The organism is Cupriavidus sp. HMR-1 (assembly GCF_000319775.1).
Taxonomy (GTDB): Bacteria; Pseudomonadota; Gammaproteobacteria; order Burkholderiales; family Burkholderiaceae; genus Cupriavidus; species Cupriavidus metallidurans.
The window spans coordinates 142,195-157,699 of record NZ_ANKP01000021.1; the positions used below are offsets into that span (position 1 = coordinate 142,195).

Consider the following 15,505-nt stretch of genomic DNA (forward strand, 5'->3'; position numbering starts at 1 on the left):
GTGGACATGGTCGTGAACGTGTTGCGAAACAGGGGACGCTGGCGAGCGCCGCTGGCGGTAGCTGGGCTGGCATTCGCGGTAGGTGCTATCGCGTCGCTGGGCGTGCATGCGGTGCCGGGGGGCGCCATACTTGGCGGCGCCACGCTCGGCACGGTGCAGCGATGCGCCGCCTACTCGGGTTTGCCAGCCGGCTGGGGCAAGTCGCGGACGGCTGGCATGGCCCGGGTGACGGGTGGTGAGTTCGTGCCCGGCACCACGCTTGGCTATCCGGACGAGCGGCCAGCAGGAAAAGCGCGCGTCGGCAGTTTCTGGATCGACCGTACCGAGGTGACGGTGGCCCAGTTCGCGGCGTTCGTGCAGGCCACTGGCTACGTCACCGATGCCGAGCGCCAGGGCGCGGCGGTGGTCTTCCACAAGCCGACCGACGCAGAACTGGGTCAACGGCCCTACGCGTGGTGGACGATGGTGACGGGCGCCAACTGGCGGCATCCGGAAGGGCCGGACGCTGCCAATCCGCATGGCTACGATCACCGACGTGACAACCAGCCGGTGACGCTCGTCACGCAGGCCGACGCCAGGGCCTATGCGAACTGGCTCGGCCATGACCTGCCCACGGAGGACGAATGGGAGTTCGCGGCCAAGGCGGGACGTAGCGATGCCGGACTGGAGACGGCACCGCAAACGGCCGATGGAACGCCCACCGCCAACTACTGGCAGGGCGTGTTTCCGGTGCTCAATACCTCGCGCGATGGGTTTGCGGGGCTCGCGCCGGTGGGGTGCTACACGGCCAATGCGCTCGGCTTGTTCGACATGATCGCCAACGCCTGGGAGTGGACTGGCGACGCCTACACTGGCCCGCGCCAGTCGCACGCCAATGGCGATACGGCAGTGGTGGCGGCAGCGTCACGGCCGCGCAAGCCGGCGGCGGCCAGTGTGATCAAGGGCGGATCGTTCCTGTGCGCGCCGGACTTTTGCGTGCGCTACCGTGCTTCGGCGCGGGAGTCTGCCGAAAGCGACCTGCCGACGTCGCATATCGGCTTCCGGACGGTGCTGCGCGATGGCTGAGAAGATTCACATCCACCGGCGCGGCGTACTGACGGCTCTGCTGGCGATGGGATTGCCATCGCCAGGATCTGCCACGGCGGCATCCGGTTCTGTCCAGCCGCGCTACACGGTGCGTATCGGCGTGGTCGCGGAACCAGACAGCGAGTTGGTTGGCGCGGCCAGCGATGTGGCGTTGCGCGAAGGCGTGCGGCTGGAGACCGTGCGTTTTGCCAGTGTGGCGCAGGCCAATGCGGCGGTGACCGCGGGCCGGATCGAAGCAAACATCGCACAGGATGGGCCGTCGCTGGCTCGGGCCGGCAGCGGCCTGCTGCCCGTGGCCCATACCGTCACCTATCCGATGGGGCTGTACTCGCGCACGCTATCCGATCTGCGCGGATTGCCGCCGCGATCCGTTGTCGCGTTACCTGTCGAGCCGTCCGCGCAGGGGCGTGCCCTGCTTCTGTTGCAAGGCTACGGCCTGATCCGGATATCGTCCGATGCGGGACTGAGCCCGCGCACTACCGATATCGTGGAGAACCGGCGCGGGCTGCGCTGGCGTGCCGTTGCGGAGGCGAAGCTTGCCGCCGCGCTCGACAACGCCGCGCTTGTGGCGCTTCCGTTTGCCACGGCATCGGCAGCCGGTCTCGCGCCCGCGCGCGACGCGCTCGGCATGGAGGACGCGCGTGTGCCCTTTGCCAATGTGCTCGCCATCCGCGCGCGTGATCGCGATGCGCCGTGGTTGGCGCCGACTGTGCGCGGCCTGCATTCCGAGCCCGTCAAGACGTTCATCCTGGCGCGCTTCAACGATTCGGTGCGTCGTCCGTGGTGAAGCTGGCCGATATCGCCGTGACGCACGAACGGACGTTTTCATTCCATTGCAGCGCGTGCGGCAAATGCTGCAACTCGTCGCCGCTCTTGACGATGGCCGAGTTATTCCGTCATCAGGACCGTTTTATCGGCTGCCTGTCGTTGCGGCGGGTGCGCCCGTCGCACCCGGACGCCCGTGATCTGGCGGCCATGCTTGGGCATGTCTTGCCCGGCGGTGACAGTCTCATGCTGGCGATTCAGGGTGTCGACTATCCATCGCTGGCCTCCTGTCCAGCACTTGGCGATGACAACCTCTGCACCATCCACGCCACGCGTCCGACCACGTGTGCCGTGGTGCCGCTCGATGCATGGACACCCGATGCGCTGCAGGCGGCCGTGCTGGCCAGCCGGAGAAACGGTGTGGCCTATATCGGCGCGGACTGTATATCGGAAGGCATGCGCGATGGCTATCAGGAACTGGTGCGGCATGGGCGCATCACGTCACCGGTTTACGCGGAAGCGCTGGCGCAACGGCGCGCCGCCGAAGCCGCGGAGAAGACGGAGTGGGGCAACGCAGTGTTCCGGCTCCTGTTGCCGGAACTGCTGGCCGCGCCCGGCGGTATCGCCGCATTGCCCGTGGAGGGATATCGCACGCTGGCGTTGGCACCGGTGTTAGCCGTGATCGCGGCGAGTTCCGAGCCTGATCGTTTACGCTGCCTGGCGTTCATCGACGCGCAGGCCGCGCTGATTCGCCGCCACGTCGCGGCCGCCATCGCACGGAAACAGCCTGCCGACCGCCCCGTCACCGCGATGTTGCGCGGCTTCGAGGCAGCGTTGCTGAGTCTCGCGGCCAGGTTGCGAGACGGGCAGGCCGTGACGACGGCTACTTGAGATAGCCCTCTGCCAATGCCACCCAGCAGGCGGCGCCGAGGGGAATTAGGGCATCGTTGAAGTCGTAGCCGTCGTTGTGTACCGAGCAACCTACCCACTCGCCCGTGCCGTTGCCAAGCACGAAGTAGCAGCCGGGTACCTTCTCGAGCATCCAGGCAAAGTCCTCGCTGCCCATCTGCGTCGAGGGCGGGACCTGGATGACCTTGTCATTACCGAGCACGCTGGCCACGGCTTCGCGCGCGATCGCCGCTTCTGCCGGCGTGTTCCGGATGGCCGGCACCAGATGCTGGTAGTCGATCTCGGCTTCGACGCCGGCCGACGCGGCCTGATGCGTGACCACGGCACGGATGCGTTCCTCCAGCAGCTTGCGGACCTCGGGCAACGTGGCACGCACACTTAGCTTGAGCGTGGCGGTCTCCGGGATGATGTTGTAGGTCGTGCCCGCCGCGATCTGGCCCACGCTGATCACGCCCGCATCCACCGGCGCCACGTTGCGCGCGATGATGCCTTGCAGGGCCACCACGGTGTGCGCCAACGCCAGCGTGGGGTCGGCAGCACGATTCGGAATCGCGCCATGCCCGCCCTTGCCGCGGAAGGTCACGGTCACGCGGTCCGACGATCCGCCCTGCGCGCCAGGCTGGACCACGGCCATGCCGACCGGCAGGCCCGGCGCATTGTGGAATGCGTAGATCGCGTCGCACGGAAAGCGCTCGAAGAGACCATCCTCCATCATCGACAGGGCGCCGGTCATGCCTTCCTCGTCCGGCTGGAAGATCAGGTTCAGCGTGCCATCGAAGTTGCGCGTGGCCGCGAGATACTCGGCAGCGGCCAGCAGCGTGGCCGTGTGCCCGTCATGCCCGCAGGCGTGCATACGGCCGGGTACTTCGCTGGCATAGGGCAAGCCGGTGCGTTCCTGCAGCGGGAGCGCATCCATGTCGGCCCGGATGCCGATGCGGCGCGGGCCGTTGCCAACCTTGAGCTGGGCCACGATGCCGTGGCCGCCAATCCCGGCATGAACGTCGTAGCCCCACTCGCGCAGCAGACCGGCCACCATGGCGGCGGTGCGCGGCACGTCGGCCCCGAGCTCCGGGTGCGCGTGGATACGATGGCGCAGCTCGGCAAAGCGGCTGGCTGCGGACGAGATGGCGGCGGGAATGGGTGTGGTCGTCATGATGAATGGGGCTGAGCGTTGTGGGGCAATCGTGGGCATCTTCGAGGCGGTGCTCAATCGCGGCCCGGATGGCTGGGGAACAGCAGAAGCGCAGTAAAGCTGATCAGCGACGCGCACAGCATGTATCCGACCGGCGCCATGCGGCTACCCGTGGTGGCAATCAGCCACGTGACCACCAGCGGCGCGAAGCCGCCAAAAACGGTCACGCCCACGCTGTACATGATCGACATACCGGTGGCGCGGTGATGGCGTGGCAGCGATTCCATCATCAGCGCCGATCCCGCGCCGCCGCCTACGGAACTCAACGTGACCGACAACGCGATGCAGGCCAGCGTCAACGGCAGCCCCGGGCCAGAAGACAGCAGCGCGAAGTTGGGCACCATCACGCTGATGGCGACAATGCTGTTGGCGATCAGCAGCGGCTTGCGGCGCGGCAAGCGGTCCGCGAGCAAGCCGAACAGCGGTGACATGACCAGCATCGTCAGACCTGCCACGCAGGCGCCCAGGAACGCGGTGACGGGCGGCATGTGCACGGTGTTGACCAGATAGGTCGGCATGTAGAACACCATGATGTACATCGACGACGTGCTGCTCGTCATCAGCAGCACGCCGAGAATCAGCGTGCGGCGATGCTCGCGCACCACCGTCATGAGGCCGGCGTGGGCGGTGTTCTCGGTCTGGGTCTCTTCCAGATGCCGGCGGATGTAGATGCCGACCGGGGCGATCAGCAGGCCGAGCATGAAGGGCACGCGCCAGCCCCATGACTGGAGCGCTTCGGGGCTCAGCAGCGCCGAGACCGCAGCGCCGGTCAGCGCGCCCAGCAATGCCGCAGCACCCTGGCTCGCGCCTTGCCAGCTCACCGCGAAGCAGCGCCGGTGCTTGCCAGTCGACTCCATCAGCAGCGCCGACGCGGCGCCAACCTCGCCGCCGGCGGACAGGCCCTGCAGCAGACGGCCCACCACCACCAGCGCAGTGGCGGTCACGCCGATGCTGGCGTAGGCCGGCGTGAAGGCCAGTAGCGCCGTGCCGGCGGTCATCAGGCCGATCGTCAGCGTCAGTGCGGCCTTGCGGCCCCGCCGGTCGGCCATGTTGCCGATGAGCACGGCGCCGAGCGGGCGCATTACGAATCCGGCGCCGAACGTCGCAAAGGAAAGCAGCAACGAGGCGAGTGGACTGCTGGCGGGAAAGAACAGCCGGCCGATGGTGGCCGCGAAGAAGCTGTAGACCGTGAAGTCGTAGATCTCCAGTCCATTGCCGATGGCGGCCGCAATGACGGCGCGGCGGCCCTGCGTGCGTGAAGCGGGCGCGACAACGCTGGCTGCGGCATCGCTGCCCAGCGAAACGGTGGCTTCGTTCATGAGGCTCCTCGTGGTGGTCCGTCCGGGCAGTCGCTGAATGGCTGCCCGTGTTCTTATGGGTTTCTGTTCGACCGGACGATCTTAGGGGCCTGGCGCCCATGGCGCACGCAGCTTTTTTTCATGGGTATGAGCGTTGGTAATCACGGGGTGGCGTTAGTCCGCCGTGGGAAACTCCTGGCGCAAGGCGTCCAGCAGGGCATCGTGCAGCCGCGCCGCCGCCCAGGTGAGGGTGTGGCGGTCACGCGATACCAGCGCGATGGTGCGGTCCGGCATGGTCTCGTCGACGTCGATGAAGTCCATGGTTTCGACGAGATAGCGACTGCGGCGGGATTCCTCGGAGAGCAGCACCAGCAGGTCGCTCTGCCGGCACATCTCCAGCGCCAGGGTCATCGACGTGCATTCGACAACGCGCGACGGCAGCGTCATGCCGTTGATGGCAAAGAGCTGATGAAACGGCGTGCCGGTATCTGAGAGCGGATCGAGTACGAGCCACTCCGCCTCCAGCAAGGCGCCGAGCGAGCGCGTGTTGCGCAACGGATGATCCTTGCGGCCGGCAATCAACGTCGGCACGTGGCAAGCCTGGGCGCAGTCGAGGCCATGCGCGTTGGCCAGGGACTGGGACGTCAGCGCGAAGTCGATGGTGCCTTCGCGCAGGTGCTCAAGCATTTGCGCCGGCCGCATTTCCTGCACGCGTAACTGCGCGCTCGGGAAATCGCGCCGGAATGCCGTGATGCAGGCGCCCGCCGGGCGCAGCAGGGCGGTGACCGGCGTGACGGCGACGGTGATCTCGCTGACCACCGTGCCTTTCATGTCCTCGAGATCCTGGCGCGCGCGTCTGACGTTCTCGCTGATCAGGCGGGCATGGCCGACCAGTCGTTGCCCGTATGGTGTGAGTTGCACACCCTTGTTCGTGCGCACGAACAGCGCGGCGCCCACGCTGGCTTCCAGTTCCTTGATGGCCTTGCTCAGCGCTGGCTGGGTGACGTGGAGCAGGCGGGATGCCTCCTGCATGCTGCCCGTCTCGGAGACGGCGGCCAACGCGCGCAATTGATGGAGCTTCATGAGGGGTCTCCCCGGAACGACCCGCAATCCGCTTGCGGAAAGCCGCCATTCTAGGCGCGACGAGACTTCCTGCGTGTTTTCTGCCTGCCCAGAATGCCACCGGCCGGCGTTCCGCGAGGCGGAAGCCGGCCGGTGGTGTCAGACGCTATCCCGTGTTACTTGGCTGGCGTCTTGTCCAGCGTCTTCATCAGTTGCTCGACCGCCTGGTCGATACTGAAGCTCGCGGGACGCTGGCTCGGCGGATAGTCCTTGAACGTCTGAAGGAACGGAATCACGCGATAGACGCCGTACTGCATCAGGTAGGCGTTCTTCGTGGCCCAGTCATAGTACTGATCGGATACCGTATCGGCGCGCTCGTATGGGTCCATGCGCAGGTTGAACGCCTTGGGCGCGCGCAAGCAGGTGAACGGGTTGGACCACACCTGGAAGCCGCCGGGCTGCCGCTGCTCACAGAAGACGATTTTCCAGTCGTTGTAGCGATAGGCGACCAGTTGCCCGTCATCGTTGAAGTAGTAGAAGTCCTGGCGCGGGCCGGTATTGGTCTGCCCGGTCAGGTACGGCAGGAAGTTATAGCCGTCCAGGTGCACCTTGAACGATTTGCCACCAAGGCTGGTGCCCTTGAGCAGTCGTTCCTTGATGTCGGTATCGCCCGCGGCCGCAAGCAGCGTGGGGAACCAGTCAAGGCCGGACATCATCGTTGTGGAGACCGTGCCCGGTTTGATGCGGCCTGGCCACTTCACCAGCGCCGGCACGCGGAACGCGCCTTCCCAGTTGGTGTCCTTCTCGCTGCGGAACGGCGTGGTTGCCGCATCCGGCCAGCTGAACTGGTTCGGGCCGTTGTCCGTCGTGTAGACCACGATGGTGTTGTCGGCGATCTTCAGGTCGTCGAGCGTCTTGAGCAGCTTGCCCACGTCGGCGTCATGTTCGAGCATGCCGTCCGCGTACTCGTTGCCCGGCATACCACTTTGGCCGCGCATCGACTCGCGTACATGGGTGAACAAGTGCATGCGGGTGGTGTTCATCCACACGAAGAACGGCTTGTCCGCCTTGACCTGCTTCTCCATGAAGCCGATGGCTGCTGCCGTGGTCTCGTCGTCGATGGTCTCCATGCGCTTGCGCGTCAGCGGGCCGGTGTCTTCCACCTTGCCGTCGGAGAACGAGTGGATCACGCCACGCGGGGAATTCGCCTTCACGAAGGCCGCATCGTTCTTCGGATAGTACGGACGCTCCGGTTCCTCTTCGGCGTTCAGGTGATACAGGTTGCCGTAGAACTCGTCGAAGCCGTGCGCGGTCGGCAGGTATTCGTTGCGATCGCCGAGGTGGTTCTTGCCGAACTGGCCGGTGGCATAGCCAAGCGGCTTCAGCGCTTCGGCAATGGTCGCGTTCTGCGCCTGCAGGCCCACGGTCGCGCCGGGGATGCCAACCTTCAGCAGGCCGGTACGCAAGCCGACTTCACCAGTGATGAAGGTAGAACGGCCAGCGGTACAGCTGTTCTCGCCGTAGTAGTCGGTCATCATCATGCCCTCGCGGGCGATGCGATCGATGTTCGGGGTGCGGTAGCCAACCACGCCATGGCTGTAGGCGCTGATGTTGGTCTGGCCAATGTCGTCACCGAAGATCACCAGGATGTTCGGCTTCTTGCCGGAATTGGCCACCGGCGGCAGTGCCGGCGCGGAAGCTGCCGACTCCGGCGCATTCGCGGCGACAGGGGGATTCTCGCGGGCGGCCGGCGGCGCAGCGGGCGCTTCGGCGGAAGATTGCGCGGCCGGTGCTTGCGCTGCCGGTGTCTTGGGCTCTTCCTGCTTGCCGCAACCCGCCAATGTTAGTACGGCAGCGGCAATGGCAAGCGTTGCCAGTCCCCCGATTCTTGTCTTTCTCATTTCAGATCGCCTCATGAAAGTGCCTCCGGTGCAAATTGCAATGGCGCATAAGTCTCGTGAAGTATCGCTGCTGAGTGAGATCAACGGAATTCAGTTTATTGAAGGTGTGAAGTGAATTGTTTATGAAACGCTCGGATACTGATTTCGCAGACAGGGATGTCCGAAGCGGGCGGTATGGCAGGTCGATTTCCCCCCGGGGATAGCCGTCGCACGGGTTCTGCCTGCGGGAAAACGCGAGAGCGCAAACAGTCCGCGCGCCAGTCCCCTTCAATGCAGTATTTGATTCAGTCAAAGATAAATAGCGCAATTTGCCAAATTGACTGGATGGTGGTTCTGCACGCGCCGTGATGGCGGCAGGGGCTAATCGACCTGCGCGGGTGCCGGACGCGGGGACCACCACCCGGCTCCTGGAAGAGGGCCGGGTGCCGGTTTGGCGGTTCAGCGGATGACGGTGCCAGACGGCATCAAGGCGTCACGATATTGAACTGCGGGTCGAACTTGTCCAGCATCCCCATCCATGACTTCAGCACGGCCGGATCGCCGTCCACCTTGGCGCGCCCGGCCGAGAGTTCCGCGGGCAGCGTGGTCTGGCCGAGCAGCGAGCCGATCAGCGCGCTGCGCGGCATCGTCAACGTGGCACCGGCGTCGTCGAACTGGCGTTCCGGCTTGTAAAGGAAGACACCGTTTTCCACCGACAGCGCATAGCGCTTGCCAGTATCTGGTTGCACCCAGTTGAATTTCAGGTCGTGGCCGGCGGCACGCTCGCCATTGAGACGCACGGCCAGGAAGTCCAGGAACATCGTGTCGGTCATGGCCCCGATCATGTCCGGGCTGGCAGTCTGGGTGCCCTGCAGCTTGGGCACCCCATTGCGCAACTCGTAGGCGCCCACCAGATAGGCACTGCGCCAGCTCGCGGCCTCGGTCTGGTAGCCGAGCTGTTCAAGCGCATCGGCCTCGAGCTTGCGGGCCGCCTGGTTTGACGGATCGGCGTAGACCACATGCTTGACCACCTGCGCCACCCAGCGGTAATCGCCCTGGGCGTACGACTTGCTGGCCTGCGCGAGGATCTTGTCGGCGCCGCCCATGTACTGCACGTAGCGTTGCGCGGATTCCTCCGGTGGCAGCGGGTGCAGGTCGGCCGGGTCACCGCTGTACCAGCCGAGGTACCGCTGGTAGACGGCCTTGGCGTTGTGATTCACCGTGCCGTAGTAGTCGCGCAGGTCCCACTGGCTGGCCAGAGACGGCGGCAGCTTCACGCGCTCGCCTACCTCGGTCATCGTGTAGCCCTGGTTGGCCAGGCGCAGTGTCTGGTCGTGGATGAACTTGTAGGCGTCGCGCTGCCGCGAGAGGAAGCCGGTAATGTTCTGCTGGCCCCACTTTGGCCAGTGGTGCTGCGCGAAGATGACGTCGGTGCGGTTGCCGTAGCGGTCGATGGTTTCGTCAAGCGCGCGCCACCACTGGTTGGCGTCGCGCACCTGCGCGCCGCGGATGGTGTAGAGGTTGTGCAGGTTATGCGTGGCGTCCTCCGCTGCGCACAGTGCCCGCCACTGCGGGAAGTACATCAGCATCTCGGCTGGCGCCTCGGAGCCGGGAGCCATTTGGAATTCGATCCGCACGCCGTCGATCGTCCGGGTTTCGCCGGTCTTGCCGATCAGGTCGGTGGGCGGGATCAGCGTGATCGTGCCGAGCGAAACGGTCTTGCCGAGGCCAGCGTCCACCTGCCCCTGCGGGCCCTTCGGCAGCAGGGCGCCGTACATGTACTGCGCGCGGCGGCTCATGGCATTGCCGGCGAAGATGTTCTCGCTGATGGCTTCTTCCATGAAGCCTTCGGGCGCGTAGATCTTCACCTTGCCCGCCTTGACGTCGTCTTGGCTGACCACGCCCTTCACGCCGCCGAAGTGGTCCACGTGGCTGTGCGAGTAGATCACCGCGACGATGGGCTTCTTCGGGCGGTACTTGTAGTAGACGTCGATTGCCGCGCGGGCGGTTTCGGCGGTCAGAAGCGGATCGATCACGATAAGGCCGCTGTCGCCCTCGACGATGGTCATGTTCGAGAGGTCGAAGCCACGCACCTGATAGATGCGGTCGGTGACCTTGAACAGGCCGTGCTTCAGGTTGAGCTGCGCCTGGCGCCAGAGGCTCGGATTGACCGAGGCGGGCGAGGCGTCGTCACGCAGGAAGGCATAGGCGTCGAGGTTCCAGACCACGCGACCATCGGCACTGCGGATCTCGCCACTGTCGAGCGATCCGACCCAGCCGCGTTGGGCATCCTCGAAGTCCTGCCGGTTGGCGAAAGGCAGGCGCTTCAGTACGTCCGCATTGGCATCGCGCGTGGCGGCCGTTGCGTCGTTGGTTGCCGTGGTCTCGATGGGCGCGGCCATGGCGGTCATCGGGAACAGGCTGCCCACCAGCAGGGAAATGGCCGCATGAATCACGGCGGTCTTGCGTTGCATGGAGTCTCCTTCTCGGGCTCTTGTTTTGCGGGTTTGCTATTTGGCTTTGTGATGCGGCGTTGCGAAGCGCAGTCAGGCGGCCGCGCGGCCCTGCCAGTCTTCCGCGATCATCGCGGCACCCTTCTCGCCGATCATGATCGAGGGGGCATTCGTGTTGCCGCCGATCAGCGTCGGCATGATCGACGCGTCGACCACGCGCAGTCGTTCCATGCCGCGTACGCGCAGGCGCTGGTCGACCACGGCCATGTCGTCGCTACCCATGCGGCAGGTGCCCACCGGGTGGTAGATGGTGTCGGTGCGGCGGCGCAGCAGGTCGACGAGCTGGTCGTCGCTGCTCACACCCTTCACGTACAGCTCGCGCCCGGCGTAGCGGGCCAGCGGCTGCGCATGCATGATCTCGCGCGAGAGCTTGTAGCCCTTGAGCAGCGTCGTCACGTCGTCGTCGTTGCTGAGGAAGTTCGGGTCAATACGCGGCGGCTCCAGCGGATTGGCCGAGTTCAGGCCGACCGTGCCGCGGCTCTTCGGACGCAGCACGCAGACGTGGCAGCTCATGCCGTGGCCCGCGTGGCGTGTGCGGTTGTGGTTGTCCACGATGCCGGTGACCCAGTGCAATTGCACGTCGGGCCGCGACAGCGTCGGATCGGTGCGCAGGAACGCGCCGGCCTCGCCGAAGTTGCTGGCCAGCAGACCCGTGTGCGACTTGCGGTACTCGAAGAACGCTTTCGTCATGGCCGCCACGCCGTGCAGCGACATGCCCATCAGCGACTTGTCGGGGCTCTTGAAGGGCAGGATGTAGTCAGGATGGTCGATCAGCCCCTTGCCGACGCCGGGCAGCGCGTGCTGGACGGCGATGCCGTGGGGACGCAGGTCTGCTTCGTCGCCGATGCCTGAAAGCTGGAGCAGTTGGGGCGTGCCGAACGCGCCGGCCGCCACGATGGTCTCGCGGCGCGCGCGCAGTTCCACATCACGGCCTTTCACGCGGACCGTGACGCCTTCCGCCGTGTTGCCGCGCAGGATCAGCCGGGTGGCATGGCCGCCCGTCAGCACGGTGAGATTCGTGCGCTTGTCGCGCAGGGGATGCAGAAACGCCACCGATGCGCTGCAGCGCCGGCCATTGCGAATGGTCACGTGATAGTGGCCAACGCCTTCCTGCTCCGCGCCGTTGAAATCCGCATTGACGGCGTGCCCACTCTTGCGGCCGGCTTCGATGAACGCGTGCGTGGCCGGATGGGCGTCGAGCGCGCTCACGGTCAGCTCGCCGCCGGCGCCGTGATAGGTGTCGGCGCCGCCGAAGTAATCCTCGGAGCGCCGGAACCAGGGCAGCACATCGTCGTAGGACCAGCCGGGATTGCCCAGCGCCGCCCAGTCGTCGTAATCGGTGCGGTGGCCGCGGATGTAGATCATCGCGTTGATGGCGCTGCTGCCGCCAAGCGTCTTGCCGCGCGGCTGGTAGCCGAGACGGCCCTTCAGTCCTGGCTGCGGAACTGTCTCGAATGCCCAGTTGACGTGTCGGGTCGGCAGGATGCCGATGATGCCAGCCGGCGTATGGATCAGCGGAGAGCGATCGACGGGGCCGGCTTCGACCAGGCAGACGCGCACGGAAGGGTCGGCGCTCAGACGGTTGGCCAGCACGCAGCCAGCCGAACCCGCGCCAATGATGACGTAGTCGAAATCCATGATGTTGTTCTTGGGAGCTTGGGAATTAGTCTTGGGATGCCGTCACTGGCGAGGCTTCGGTTTGCACGGGAGGCGCTGCAGAGGGCCGGCCCAGGAACATCCGCAGCGTCAGGCGCTGGATGAACGTGCCGTAGGGCGGATGAAACAATTCGATCGGGAACCACTTCCGCTCGGAGAACACGGCCTTGGCGTGCGATAGCTCGCGGAAGCCCTCGGCGCCGTGATAGTTGCCCATGCCGGACGTGCCGGTGCCACCGAACGGCAGATCGTGATTCAGCACGTGCCAGCCCCAGTCGTTCAGCGTGACGCCGCCCGCGTGCGTGCGTTGCAGCAGCGTGGTGGATTCGGCCTTGTCGTCGCCGAAGTAGTACATGGCGAGCGGTCGCGTGCCGGCGCGTACATGCGTCACGACGTCCTCGAAATCGCGATAGGTGAAGACCGGCAGAATCGGGCCGAAGATTTCCTCGCGTGCGATGCGCATCCGGGGCGTTACGGCGAGTACCACGTGAAGCGGCAGGCGGCGTCCATCCTCGGGCATGGCCGCGCGCATGACCTGCGCGCCGTGGGCACGCGCGTCGTCGAGCAGATCGTTCATGCGCTGGCGGGCGCGGTCATGAATGATGCTTGCGTAGTCGTCGCGATCCGTGGGGAACAGCGCCGCGGATGCGTTCAGCACTTCCGTGGCAAAACGGCCGGCGAGTGCCTCTGGCACCAGGGCGTAGTCCGGCGCCACACAGATCTGACCGGCGTTGACTGTCTTGCCGTGGGCGATGCGCCGTGCCGCGGTTGCCAGGTTCGCGCTGGATGACACGATGGCAGGCGACTTGCCACCGAGTTCGAGCGTGACAGGCGTCAGGTGTTCGGCGGCGGCACGCATCACGTGGCGGCCGACCTCGGGCGAGCCCGTGAACACCAGATGATCGAACGGCAGGCCGGTGAACTGGCGTGCCACGTCGGCGTCGCCCTCGACGATGGCGACTTCGTCCTCGGTGAATGCCTCGGCAAGCAAGGCGCGTAGCGCGGCAGAGGTCCGGGGCGCGAACTCCGAGGTCTTGATCAGGCATCGGTTGCCTGCCGCCAGCGCGGTGGCCAGCGGCCCGAGCGCCAGATAGACGGGGAAGTTCCAGGGCACCACGATGCCAACCACGCCCTTGGGCTGATACACCACCTTGGCGCTGTTCCCGAGGAACAGCAGTTCGACACTTCTGCGCGACGGTCGCATCCACCGGCCTAGCCCGCCAAGCAGGTGGTTGATGTGCAGCACGGACGGCAGCACGTCGACCATCATCGTCTCGGCATGGGCGCGTCCGCCGAAGTCCCGGTCCGCCGCGTGCGCCAGGCTGCCGGCGTGCTTGCGAACCGCATCGCGCAAGCGCCGCAGGCCCTGCTTTCTGTCGGCCAGCGCCGGGTAGGGCGCGGCGGCAAAGGCCGACCGCTGGGCCTGGAACAGACGCTCGATCCCGTCACGCGTGGATTCTCTTGCTGTTTGTGTAGTATCGGGCACTAGAAATCCATTAAAATTAAACTGAACAGTCAGTACAATTTTAAGTGTCGGAGTTGGGGCAGATCGGTGTCAAGCCAGGAAGGGGAAACCTAGGGCAAGTCCGGAGGACCGATATGACGCCGCTGCTACAATTTGCGGCAAGCTGAATGGGTGAAGTCGATGAGTGCAAACGAGACGGGCGACGTTGTCGCCATTCCGAATGGGACAACGAAGTACCGCCGGGGCCTCGAGACCCGCAATCGCGTCATTGCGCTCACGAAGTCATTGATTTCCGAGCATGGCTATAGCGAAGTGACGCTCGACCAGATATCCGCCCAGGTCGGCGTGGCCAAGAGCAGCCTGCTTTGGCATTTCGGCAGCAAGGAAATGCTGCTTGCCGAGGCGGCGATCAGTCTGTTCCAGGAAATCGAGCTTGCGCTGCGTCCCGACGATCTGGAGGGAAGGCCGCTGGCCGAGCGCGTGGACGAGATCTTTGACCGGGTGGCCGACTATTTCACGCGCAACCCGGAAACCAAGGGGGTGGTGATGGCGCTGCTGTTCTCCGCCAACACCCCGCAGTCCGTGCGCGAACATATCCGCGAAGGGTGGAACGGCCATGTCCGCGTGCTGGTGGAGGCGTTGGGCACGCCGGAGCGCCCGCTTTCTCCCGACATCGCCCGCCTGCTGGTGGCCATCTTCCACGGCGCGTACTGTCACTGGTACGCCAACGGTCGCACGCAGCCGATTGGCGACTACCTGCACCCGGCACGCGACCTGTTCCTGAACTGGATCTCGGCGGAGAAACCGTCGCGGCGTTGAACGGGACGTCGCGCCGTGCTCGCCACCTTCGCGACCCTCGACATCGGCCCGGTCCCCGGCGCCTAGAACCCACTCTCCCGAATCACGACGCTGTAGATGTTGCGCATCCAGTCCGCCAGTCGGCTGCGAGGCTCGCCGGCCAGATGGACGTTGCCGCGCAGCTCGACCAGTGATGGCGGCGGCGCGGCCAGGTCGATCTGGACGAGATAGAGTGCGGCGTCCGGAATCAGCGCGCCTTGCTTGTCGACGGCGGCGATTGGCCCGCCGTGGGGCGTGGTGAGTTGCGCCGCCGGGATCTGCGCGCTGCGTGACGGCGCGATGGCCCGTATCACGCCGCAATGGCGAGCCGGGCGCGCATCGGGGAAAAAGCAGGCGCGGGCTCCGGTGCGCAGATACTGCACATCGCTTTCGTCGACGAAGGCATCCACCATCCAGTGCGCCGGGTCGATCAGCCGGCCAAGTACCTGTTTGGAGCCCACCCAGGTATCGGCGCGAATGTCATCCGGTACGTCCACCCATGCGCCATCGAACGGCGCCGCAAGCAGCAGTCGGCGTTCTTCCGCGTGGACAGCGCGTGCGCGCGCCAGACTCTGCTGCAGTTCTTCGAGCGTGGCGGCTTGTTGCTCGATACCGCGGCGCAATTCGAGCAGGCCCGTCAGCCGCGCATCGTTGCCATTGATGCTGGCCTGCGCCGCCATTGCCTCGCTCACGAGTTCCGGCTGACGCAATTGGATCAGGGCACTGCCGGCGCGCACGTGGCCCGGGGGCGTCGTGGATACCAGTTGCGCTGGCGCCGGCGCGTATGCGGTCCATTGGCGCGTGCTGTGGGCGAGCGCCGGCGCCCGCACGCCGGTCGGCCA

General features: G+C 65.7%; 12 protein-coding genes. 4 read left to right on the forward strand and 8 right to left on the reverse strand.

Going from position 1 to position 15,505, the window contains the following annotated elements; genetic code table 11:
• Positions 1–6 precede the first annotated feature (6 nt).
• From D769_RS01370 to D769_RS01380, 3 genes are read left to right on the forward strand one after another with little or no spacing between them, the layout of a single operon-like run.
• Positions 7–1,065, forward strand: a complete 1,059-nt coding sequence (locus D769_RS01370) for a formylglycine-generating enzyme family protein (RefSeq protein ID WP_008641325.1) — start codon at positions 7–9, stop codon at positions 1,063–1,065.
• Positions 1,058–1,873: a MetQ/NlpA family ABC transporter substrate-binding protein gene (locus tag D769_RS01375; RefSeq protein ID WP_008641326.1), complete on the forward strand. Its 816-nt coding sequence runs from the start codon at positions 1,058–1,060 to the stop codon at positions 1,871–1,873. Before D769_RS01370 ends, D769_RS01375 begins: the two co-directional genes overlap by 8 nt.
• Positions 1,867–2,742 (forward strand): YkgJ family cysteine cluster protein, encoded by an 876-nt coding sequence (locus D769_RS01380; protein ID WP_008641327.1) that lies wholly within the window; start codon positions 1,867–1,869, stop codon positions 2,740–2,742. Before D769_RS01375 ends, D769_RS01380 begins: the two co-directional genes overlap by 7 nt.
• Here the strand turns inward: D769_RS01380 and D769_RS01385 are convergent.
• From D769_RS01385 to D769_RS01415, 7 genes are all read right to left on the reverse strand, one after another.
• The gene (locus D769_RS01385) at positions 2,735–3,913 is read right to left on the reverse strand and encodes a M20 aminoacylase family protein (RefSeq protein ID WP_051705282.1); all 1,179 of its coding nucleotides are present in this window, start codon (positions 3,911–3,913) and stop codon (positions 2,735–2,737) included. The genes D769_RS01380 and D769_RS01385 overlap by 8 nt on opposite strands.
• Before the next feature lie 53 nt (positions 3,914–3,966).
• Entirely contained in the window at positions 3,967–5,271 is a 1,305-nt protein-coding gene (locus D769_RS01390) for an MFS transporter (RefSeq protein WP_008641329.1), read from the reverse strand.
• Positions 5,272–5,424: 153 nt separating this feature from the next.
• Positions 5,425–6,333 carry a LysR substrate-binding domain-containing protein gene (locus D769_RS01395; RefSeq protein WP_008641330.1) on the reverse strand — a complete coding sequence of 303 codons (909 nt, stop codon included), beginning with the start codon at positions 6,331–6,333 and terminating at the stop codon, positions 5,425–5,427.
• A 155-nt stretch (positions 6,334–6,488) separates the two neighbouring features.
• Complete coding sequence (locus D769_RS01400; RefSeq protein ID WP_234706911.1) at positions 6,489–8,213, reverse strand: arylsulfatase; 1,725 nt, start codon at positions 8,211–8,213, stop codon at positions 6,489–6,491.
• Positions 8,214–8,677: 464 nt separating this feature from the next.
• The gene (locus tag D769_RS01405; protein WP_008641332.1) at positions 8,678–10,666 is read right to left on the reverse strand and encodes an alkyl sulfatase dimerization domain-containing protein; all 1,989 of its coding nucleotides are present in this window, start codon (positions 10,664–10,666) and stop codon (positions 8,678–8,680) included.
• A gap of 72 nt (positions 10,667–10,738) precedes the next feature.
• Entirely contained in the window at positions 10,739–12,343 is a 1,605-nt protein-coding gene (locus D769_RS01410) for a GMC family oxidoreductase N-terminal domain-containing protein (RefSeq protein WP_008641333.1), read from the reverse strand.
• Between the two features lie 25 nt (positions 12,344–12,368).
• Entirely contained in the window at positions 12,369–13,847 is a 1,479-nt protein-coding gene (locus D769_RS01415) for a coniferyl aldehyde dehydrogenase (RefSeq protein WP_008641341.1), read from the reverse strand.
• A gap of 159 nt (positions 13,848–14,006) precedes the next feature.
• Between D769_RS01415 and D769_RS01420 the strand changes: the two genes are divergently transcribed.
• Entirely contained in the window at positions 14,007–14,645 is a 639-nt protein-coding gene (locus D769_RS01420) for a TetR/AcrR family transcriptional regulator (RefSeq protein ID WP_008641344.1), read from the forward strand.
• Between the two features lie 62 nt (positions 14,646–14,707).
• Here D769_RS01420 and D769_RS01425 read toward each other — a convergent pair.
• The coding region (locus tag D769_RS01425; RefSeq protein WP_008641347.1) for an HlyD family secretion protein at positions 14,708–15,505 on the reverse strand (798 nt) is incomplete at its 5' end.